The 7,333-nt window shown below is 64.1% G+C and carries 10 protein-coding genes; 7 read left to right on the top strand and 3 right to left on the bottom strand.

Annotation, left to right across the window (positions count from 1 at the left end):
- Genes PO883_RS30910 through PO883_RS30930 form a run of 5 tightly spaced genes read left to right on the top strand, consistent with a single transcriptional unit; the run spans position 1 to position 4,095 of the window.
- On the top strand, positions 1-1,182 hold the full coding sequence (locus PO883_RS30910; RefSeq protein ID WP_289313181.1) for a beta-ketoacyl-ACP synthase: 1,182 nt from the start codon (positions 1-3) through the stop codon (positions 1,180-1,182).
- Positions 1,179-1,655 (top strand): hotdog family protein, encoded by a 477-nt coding sequence (locus PO883_RS30915; RefSeq protein WP_289313182.1) that lies wholly within the window; start codon positions 1,179-1,181, stop codon positions 1,653-1,655. The genes PO883_RS30910 and PO883_RS30915 overlap by 4 nt, the downstream gene beginning before the upstream one ends.
- Complete coding sequence (locus tag PO883_RS30920) at positions 1,656-2,399, top strand: 3-ketoacyl-ACP reductase FabG2 (RefSeq protein ID WP_289313183.1); 744 nt, start codon at positions 1,656-1,658, stop codon at positions 2,397-2,399.
- On the top strand, positions 2,396-3,625 hold the full coding sequence (locus PO883_RS30925; RefSeq protein ID WP_289313184.1) for a beta-ketoacyl-ACP synthase: 1,230 nt from the start codon (positions 2,396-2,398) through the stop codon (positions 3,623-3,625). Before PO883_RS30920 ends, PO883_RS30925 begins: the two co-directional genes overlap by 4 nt.
- A gap of 17 nt (positions 3,626-3,642) precedes the next feature.
- Positions 3,643-4,095, top strand: a complete 453-nt coding sequence (locus PO883_RS30930; protein ID WP_289313185.1) for an excinuclease ATPase subunit — start codon at positions 3,643-3,645, stop codon at positions 4,093-4,095.
- A gap of 45 nt (positions 4,096-4,140) precedes the next feature.
- Here PO883_RS30930 and PO883_RS30935 read toward each other — a convergent pair whose 3' ends face one another.
- The 3 genes from PO883_RS30935 to PO883_RS30945 all read right to left on the bottom strand — a co-directional run bounded on the left by PO883_RS30935 (position 4,141) and on the right by PO883_RS30945 (position 5,826).
- The gene (locus PO883_RS30935; RefSeq protein WP_289313186.1) at positions 4,141-4,575 is read right to left on the bottom strand and encodes an Sbal_3080 family lipoprotein; all 435 of its coding nucleotides are present in this window, start codon (positions 4,573-4,575) and stop codon (positions 4,141-4,143) included.
- A 97-nt stretch (positions 4,576-4,672) separates the two neighbouring features.
- The gene (locus PO883_RS30940; RefSeq protein WP_289313187.1) at positions 4,673-5,107 is read right to left on the bottom strand and encodes an Sbal_3080 family lipoprotein; all 435 of its coding nucleotides are present in this window, start codon (positions 5,105-5,107) and stop codon (positions 4,673-4,675) included.
- Positions 5,108-5,265: 158 nt separating this feature from the next.
- Positions 5,266-5,826, bottom strand: a complete 561-nt coding sequence (locus tag PO883_RS30945; RefSeq protein WP_167086241.1) for a PAS and helix-turn-helix domain-containing protein — start codon at positions 5,824-5,826, stop codon at positions 5,266-5,268.
- A 145-nt stretch (positions 5,827-5,971) separates the two neighbouring features.
- Here PO883_RS30945 and PO883_RS30950 point away from each other — a divergent pair, with 145 nt between their 5' ends.
- The gene (locus tag PO883_RS30950; protein WP_167086242.1) at positions 5,972-6,670 is read left to right on the top strand and encodes a CoA transferase subunit A; all 699 of its coding nucleotides are present in this window, start codon (positions 5,972-5,974) and stop codon (positions 6,668-6,670) included.
- A gap of 17 nt (positions 6,671-6,687) precedes the next feature.
- Positions 6,688-7,333 (top strand): 3-oxoacid CoA-transferase subunit B (locus PO883_RS30955; RefSeq protein WP_289313188.1); only part of this gene is annotated, 646 nt, incomplete at its 3' end.

Raw genomic sequence — 7,333 nt, forward strand, 5'->3', positions numbered from 1 at the left:
ATGAAGCTGTATCTAAATGAATGCGGGATCGTCTGCGCGCTGGGCGACTCGCATGAACAAGTCAAACGCGCCCTGTTCGCCGGCCAGAGCGGCATCGCCCCGACCGACGCCTGGTCGCCCGGCCGCGTACTGCCGCTGGGACGCGTACTGTCCGCGCTGCCCGACGATGCGGCGCTGCCGCTCGGCCAGCGCAGCCGCAACAACCGGCTGGCGCTGGCCGCGCTGGCGCAGATCCGCGCCGCGGTCGATGCGGCAGTGCTGCGCTACGGGTCCGGCCGGATCGGTATCGTGATCGGCACCAGCACCTCCGGCATCGCCGAAACCGAAGCGGCGCTGCACGCGCACTTCAAGGGCGCGCCGTTGCCGGCCGGGTTTCATTACGCGCAGCAGGAAATGGGGTCGCCCGCCGCCATGCTGGCCCGTGAACTGAAGGTCAGCGGCCCGGCCTACGCCCATTCGAGCGCCTGCGCATCCGGCGCCAAGGCCCTGGCCAGCGCCGCGCGCCTGATTCGCATGGGCCTGTGCGACGCCGTCATCACCGGCGGCGTGGACACCCTGTGCGGGTTCACGGTGGCGGGGTTTTCGGCGCTCGAATCGGTCAGCGCGGCGCGCTGCAACCCATTGAGCGCCAACCGCGAGGGCATCAACATCGGCGAGGGCGCCGCGCTGTTCCTGATGACACGCGAGCCGGCCGCAGTCGCCCTGTGCGGCTGGGGCGAGGCGTCCGACGGCCACCACATGTCGGCGCCCGATCCGGCCGGCAGCGGCGCGCGCCTGGCGATCACCGAAGCGCTGACGCGCGCCGGTATCGACGCGACGCGGATAGACTACATCAACCTGCACGGCACGGCGACCATCCAGAACGATGCGATGGAGTCGCGCGTGGTGCACGATCTGTTCGGCGCCCAGGTGCCGGTCAGCTCGACCAAGGGCTTTACCGGCCACGCGCTGGGCGCGGCGGCGGCGCTGGAAGCGGCCTTGATCTGGCTGGCCATGCAGGACGATAATCCCGAAGGGCTGCTGCCGCCGCACCTGTGGGATGGCGTGCCCGATCCGGCGCTGCCGGCGCTGAACGTGGCCGCGCCGGGTGCGCGCCTCGGGCGTCCGCTCGACTGGGCCTTGAGTAACTCGTTTGCGTTCGGCGGCTCGAACGCCACCCTGATCCTGGGACGGACCCGATGAACAGCGACAGTTACCCCGACATCCGCGCGCTGGTCCCGCACGAAGGCGAGATGGTGTTTCTCGACCGCGTGCTCACGGCCGGCACCAGCACCCTGTGCGCGGAAGTGACGATCGGCCTGCACAGCGTGTTTTTCGACGCAACAGGAGTAGAGGCGGGCGTCGGCTCCTGGGTCGGTATCGAATACATGGCGCAGGCGATTGCCGCCCACGCCGGATTTTTGGCGCGCCTGCGTGGCGACGCCGTGCGCGTGGGCTTTCTGCTCGGCGCGCGGCGCTACCAGACCAGCGTGCCCCTGTTCGCGCTGGGCAGCGTGCTGCATGTGCACGTGCAGCACGTGCTGCAGGGCGAGAACGGCCTGGGCGCGTTCGACTGCCGCATCGACGATGGCGCCAGCGGGGCCAATCTGGCCAACGCCACCATCACGGTGTTCCAGCCCGATAATGTTAACGAATTTTTGCAGCGGAGTTTTTAAATGAGTAGCCAGAGCAGTATCAACCAGACAGTATTGGTGACGGGTTCGTCGCGTGGCATCGGCAAGGCGATTGCGCTGCGCCTGGCGCGCGACGGCTACGACATCGTCGTCCATTGCCGTAGCCAGCGCGCCGAGGCCGATGCGGTCGCGCGCGAGATCGAAGCGATGGGACGCGGCGCGCGCGTGCTGCAGTTCGACATCGGCGCGCGTGACGTCGCGGCCGCGGCCCTGCTGGCCGACATCGAGCAGCACGGCTGCTACTACGGCGTGGTGTGCAATGCCGGCGTGGCGCGCGACAATGCGTTTCCGGCCATGAGCGGCGAGGACTGGGACATTGTCCTCAAGACCAACCTCGATGGCTTTTATAACGTGCTCAATCCCCTCGTGATGCCGATGGTCCAGCGCCGCAAGGCCGGCCGCATCGTCACCATGGCATCGGTTTCCGGCCTGGCCGGCAACCGCGGGCAGGTCAATTACAGCGCCGCCAAGGCCGGCATCATCGGCGCCACCAAGGCGCTGGCGATCGAACTGGCCAAGCGCGCCATCACCGTCAATTGCGTCGCGCCGGGACTGATCGAAACCGACATGATCAGCGACGTGCCGATGGAAGAAGCGCTCAAGATGATTCCGGCCAAGCGGATCGGCAAACCGGAGGAAGTGGCCGCCGCGGTCAGCTTCCTGATCGGCGCCGACGCGTCCTATATCACGCGCCAGGTTATTTCCGTCAACGGAGGCATGGTATGAAGCACCGCGTCGTCGTCACCGGCATGGCCGGCATCAGCCCCCTGGGCAACGACTGGGCCACCATCCGCACGCGCCTGGGCGAGTACCGCAACGCCATCGCACCGATGCAGGAGTGGGCCGATTACGAAGGCCTCAATACCAAACTGGGCGCGCCGGCCGCGCCCTTCGAGCTGGGTGAGCGCTTTCACCGCAAGGCGATGCGCAGCATGGGACGGGTGGCGCTGATGGCCACGCGCGCCAGCGAAATGGCGTTGGCGCATGCCGGCCTGCTGGAGCATCCGCTGCTCAAGAGCGGGCGCATGGGCGTGTCCTTCGGTTCCTCGGCCGGCACGCCGAGCGCGATCGGCGACTTTGGCCGCATGATGGAAGAGCGCAGCACGCGCGGCATCAACGCCACCACGTACATCAAGATGATGGCGCACACGGCGCCGGTGAACATCGGCGTGTTCTTCGGCCTGACCGGCCGCGTGATCACCACCTCGTCGGCCTGCACCTCGGGCAGCCAGGGCATCGGCTACGCGTACGAAGCGATCCGCAACGGCCAGCAGACCGCCATGGTGGCCGGCGGCGCCGAGGAACTGTGCGCGACCGAGGCGGCGGTGTTCGACACCCTGTTCGCCACCAGCACGCGCAACGACACGCCCGCCATCACGCCGCGGCCGTTCGACAGCGAGCGCGATGGCCTGGTGATCGGGGAGGGCGCCGGTTGCCTGATCCTGGAAGAGCTGGAGCATGCGCTCGCGCGCGGCGCCACCATCCATGCGGAGCTGGTCGGCTTCGGCACCAACAGCGACGGCTGCCACGTGACGCAGCCGAATGCGGCGACCATGAAGATTGCGATGGAACTGTCCCTGGCCGACGCCGGCCTGGCGCCGGACGACATCGGTTACGTGAACGCGCACGGCACCGCCACCGAACAGGGCGACATCGCCGAAACCCAGGCCACCAACGCCATGTTCGGCGCGCGCGTGCCGATCAGTTCATTGAAAAGCTACATGGGCCACACCCTGGGCGCCTGCGGCGCGCTGGAAGCGTGGATCAGCATCGAGATGATGCGCGAGGGCTGGTTCGCGCCGACCATCAACCTGGAGCAGGTCGACCCGCGCTGCGCGCCGCTCGACTACATCCACACCGAGGGCCGCCGCATCGATACCGACTACATCATGACCAACAATTTTGCGTTCGGCGGCATTAACACGTCGCTGATTTTTAAGAAGTATGGCTAACCTGGAGAACTACACGAATGAAAAAAATCCTCTCGACGATGGCAGTCCTGGCAGTAATCGGTAGTGCCCTGCCGGCCCACGCGGCCGACAAGAAACTCATGTTGCCGTTCGCCGGCGCGCTGGAAGACAACGGCGCCAAAGAACGCCTGGGCGATACGATCAAGTATTATTTCGGTACGCAGAAAACGCCGAAGGTGCTGGAAAAGCGCGGCTCCGACCAGACCAGCCAGAAGACCAATGCCTTCGGCAAGACCGACCAGGCAGTCTGCCACTGGGCGTTCCTGTCGTCCATGCTGGCCTTGCAGAAGCGCGCGCAGGAAGTCGGCGCGAACGCGGTGATCAATATCACCAGCAACTACAAGAACGCCACGTATTCGAGCGAGACCGACTTTGAATGCCACGTCGGTAACATCGTCGGCGGCGTTGCCCTGAAAGGCGACTTCGTGCGCCTGGCAGACGGCAAGAAGTAATTCCGCAGTCCTGAGCGCGGCCTGGAAACCAGGCCGCGCTGTATGTCATTGCCCGGCTTTGCCCGGAAACAGCTGTTCGGCCATCTCAGCGATTTTTTTGTCCCCGTTGACCATCTGGGACGCAAGGCTGGGATCGTCGTCCACCTTGTAGCTGGCACTGCCGACCTGCGTGCCCTTCTTGTACACGATGATATCTGCCCGCTCCAGGTGGAAAGACTTGCGGTAGCGCCAAGTGCCGTCATACGTCGCGGTGACCGGGCAGTCGCCCAGCGAGGCGCCGTCGGGCAGCACCTTGACCTCGTATCCCTTGCTGACCAGGACACCCTGAACGATCTCGCGGATGGGCTGCGCGGCTTTCTTGTTGTCGATGATGCACACCGTCTTGCTGCCGAGACGTTCGACCGGCTTGACGGTTTGATGCATTCCGCAGCCCGCGAGGGCGGCCATGGTGAGGGAAATACAAGCGAATCTGGCGATCATGTGGTTTCTCTGGTGACGTTTGCAGTGAATAAACTATACCATTTCGCCACGCAAGAACCCCGTCCCCCCCGGCCTCTCGCGCGGCGTCGCGCTGTCGCTACGAGCCGGCCAGGTTCGGGAACAACTGGTCGACCAGTTCCGTGATTTTCTTCTCCGCAGCGATGAATTTTCCCATGTTGCCGCCGCCCCGGGTGGCGTCGTAGGTAGCCTTGCCGGCCGGCTTGGCATTCTTGTAGACGACGATCTCGGCGTACGCCATGTACATGGCCAGGTCCCAGCGCCAGGTCGCGGTGTAGGTCGAGGTGACCGGGCATTCGACCAGCGAGGAGCCCGAGGCCAGCTTCTTGACTGCATATCCCTTGTTGGTGAGCGCACGCTCGTAGGCGTCCATGAAGCTCGCCCTGACGGAGGAATTGTCGACGATGCACACCACTTTGCTGTCGAAACGCTCGACCGGCTTGACGTTTTGACGAATCGCGCAGCCGGACAGGGCGAGCAGGGCGACGGCAGTACAGGCAAGTTTGGAGAGCATGTAATTTCTTTGTGGAAATTTAAGTGGATCTGTACTATACCATCGTGTTGTCACGTAAACACATCAGTGGCCGCTGCGCGATGCATTGGCGCCACTTTTGCGGTGATGTCCAGCCACACCGGTGCCGCCGCGCCTGTCATGGCGCAGGATAAAAGCGATCAGCGGCTGACCCCGACCAGCTTGTGCACCAGCTCGGACGAGGTCGACGCCGAAAACTTGCGCATCAGCTTAGCCCGGTGCATTTCCACCGTGCGCGGACTGAGGTCGGTTTCGCGCGCGATGACCTTGCTGGTCTTGCCTTCGACCAGCAGGGCGGCGATTTCGCGCTCGCGCGGGGTCAGTTCGGCCGTGACCGGCCGCTTTTCGCTGACATCCTCGAACGTCCACACGCCCGCGCCGAGCGGCTCGCGCGCATCGAGCGCGCGCCCGCTCACGTGGCACCAGAACAGTTCGCCCCCGGCGCGGCGCATGATGCGCTCGTCCGAATACACGCCGCGCGCGTTCATCACCGGAATGATGCGGTCGCCCGTGCGCAGGAATTCATCCATGGTCGGGTACAGCACCTGGAACGACTTGCCATCGAGGTCGCCGTGGCCGTAGCCGAACATCGATGTGAGCGCATCGTTGCAGGATTGGATCACGCGGTCGACCGAAATGCACATGCCGACCGGCGCGTGGCGAAAAATCGTTTCGTAATCGATGGCGTATGATGCGGTCATTGGAGGCTGTGAGTGATTCGGTGGCATGGGGAAAAAGCCGGTAGTTCTACGGTATTGTGCTTTTAGCCCGCGTATTTTATGCTGAGAATCCACTGTGCAGTGCAGTATGGACGAATTTAGCTCAACTATAAAAAAGGGACAGGGAATGAACAAAGTTTATCCTGACGCGGCATCGGCGCTGGCCGGTATCGTGAGCGATGGCCAGACCATCGCAGTCGGCGGTTTTGGCCTGTGCGGCATACCGGAAGCGCTGATCCTGGCCTTGCGCAATACCGCCGTGAAGCAGCTGACCGTGATCTCCAACAATGCCGGCGTGGACGACTTCGGCCTCGGCCAGCTGCTCACCACGCGCCAGATCAAGAAGATGATCTCATCCTACGTGGGTGAAAACAAGGAATTCGCGCGCCAGTACCTGGCCGGCGAACTCGAACTCGAATTCACGCCGCAGGGTACGCTGGCCGAAAAGCTGCGCGCCGGCGGCGCGGGCATCCCGGCCTTCTTCACCAAGACCGGCGTCGGCACCATCGTGGCCGATGGCAAGGAAGTGCGCGAGTTTGATGGAGAACAATACGTGATGGAGCGCAGTCTGGTAGCGGATGTGTCGCTGGTCAAAGCCTACATGGCCGACCGCGCCGGCAACCTGGTATACCGCAAGACCGCGCGCAACTTCAACCCGAATGTGGCGATGGCCGGCAAGATCACCATCGTCGAAGTCGAGAAGCTGGTGGAAGTGGGTGAGATCGATCCCGACCAGGTGCACACGCCGAGCATTTTCGTGCACCGCATCGTCGTCAACGCCACGCCGGAAAAGCGCATCGAACAGCGCACCGTGCGCACCAACTAAGAGCACAGGAGAAGAAGATGGCATGGACTCGTGATGAAATGGCCGCGCGCGCGGCAAAAGAATTGCAGGATGGTTTTTACGTGAACCTGGGCATCGGCTTGCCGACCCTGGTGGCGAACTACGTTCCTGCCGGCATGGAAGTGTTCTTGCAGTCGGAAAACGGCTTGCTCGGCATCGGCCCGTTTCCGACCGATGATGAAGTCGACGCCGACCTGATCAACGCCGGCAAGCAGACCGTGACGGCACTGCCCGGGGCAGCCTACTTCAGCTCGGCCGATTCCTTCGGCATGATCCGTGGCGGCAAGATCAACCTGGCGATCCTGGGCGCGATGCAAGTGTCGGCCCAGGGCGACCTGGCCAACTGGATGATTCCGGGCAAAATGGTCAAGGGCATGGGCGGTGCGATGGACCTGGTGGCAGGGGTCAAGCGCGTGGTGGTGGTGATGGAACACGTCGCCACCGCCAAGGATGGCTCGACCTCGCACAAGATCTTGCCCAAGTGCGATTTGCCGCTGACAGGCGTGGGCGTGGTCGACCTGATCGTCACCGACCTGGGCGTGATCGAGGTCACCCCGGCCGGCCTGAAACTGATGGAGCTGGCCCCTGGCGTGAGTACGGAACAGGTGGTCGCCGCCACCGGCGCCGAACTGGACGTCAGCGCGC

It is taken from the genome of Massilia sp. DJPM01, from assembly GCF_030348125.1.
Classification (GTDB): domain Bacteria; phylum Pseudomonadota; class Gammaproteobacteria; order Burkholderiales; family Burkholderiaceae_D; genus Telluria_A; species Telluria_A frigida.

Coding starts and splice junctions, on each gene's coding strand:
- PO883_RS30910 (WP_289313181.1), top strand. CDS start 1: ATGAAGCTGTATCTAAATGAATGCGGGATCGTCTGCGCGCTGGGCGAC.
- PO883_RS30945 (WP_167086241.1), bottom strand. CDS start 5,826: ATGACCGCATCATACGCCATCGATTACGAAACGATTTTTCGCCACGCG.
- PO883_RS30915 (WP_289313182.1), top strand. CDS start 1,179: ATGAACAGCGACAGTTACCCCGACATCCGCGCGCTGGTCCCGCACGAA.
- PO883_RS30935 (WP_289313186.1), bottom strand. CDS start 4,575: ATGATCGCCAGATTCGCTTGTATTTCCCTCACCATGGCCGCCCTCGCG.
- PO883_RS30920 (WP_289313183.1), top strand. CDS start 1,656: ATGAGTAGCCAGAGCAGTATCAACCAGACAGTATTGGTGACGGGTTCG.
- PO883_RS30940 (WP_289313187.1), bottom strand. CDS start 5,107: ATGCTCTCCAAACTTGCCTGTACTGCCGTCGCCCTGCTCGCCCTGTCC.
- PO883_RS30950 (WP_167086242.1), top strand. CDS start 5,972: ATGAACAAAGTTTATCCTGACGCGGCATCGGCGCTGGCCGGTATCGTG.
- PO883_RS30925 (WP_289313184.1), top strand. CDS start 2,396: ATGAAGCACCGCGTCGTCGTCACCGGCATGGCCGGCATCAGCCCCCTG.
- PO883_RS30930 (WP_289313185.1), top strand. CDS start 3,643: ATGAAAAAAATCCTCTCGACGATGGCAGTCCTGGCAGTAATCGGTAGT.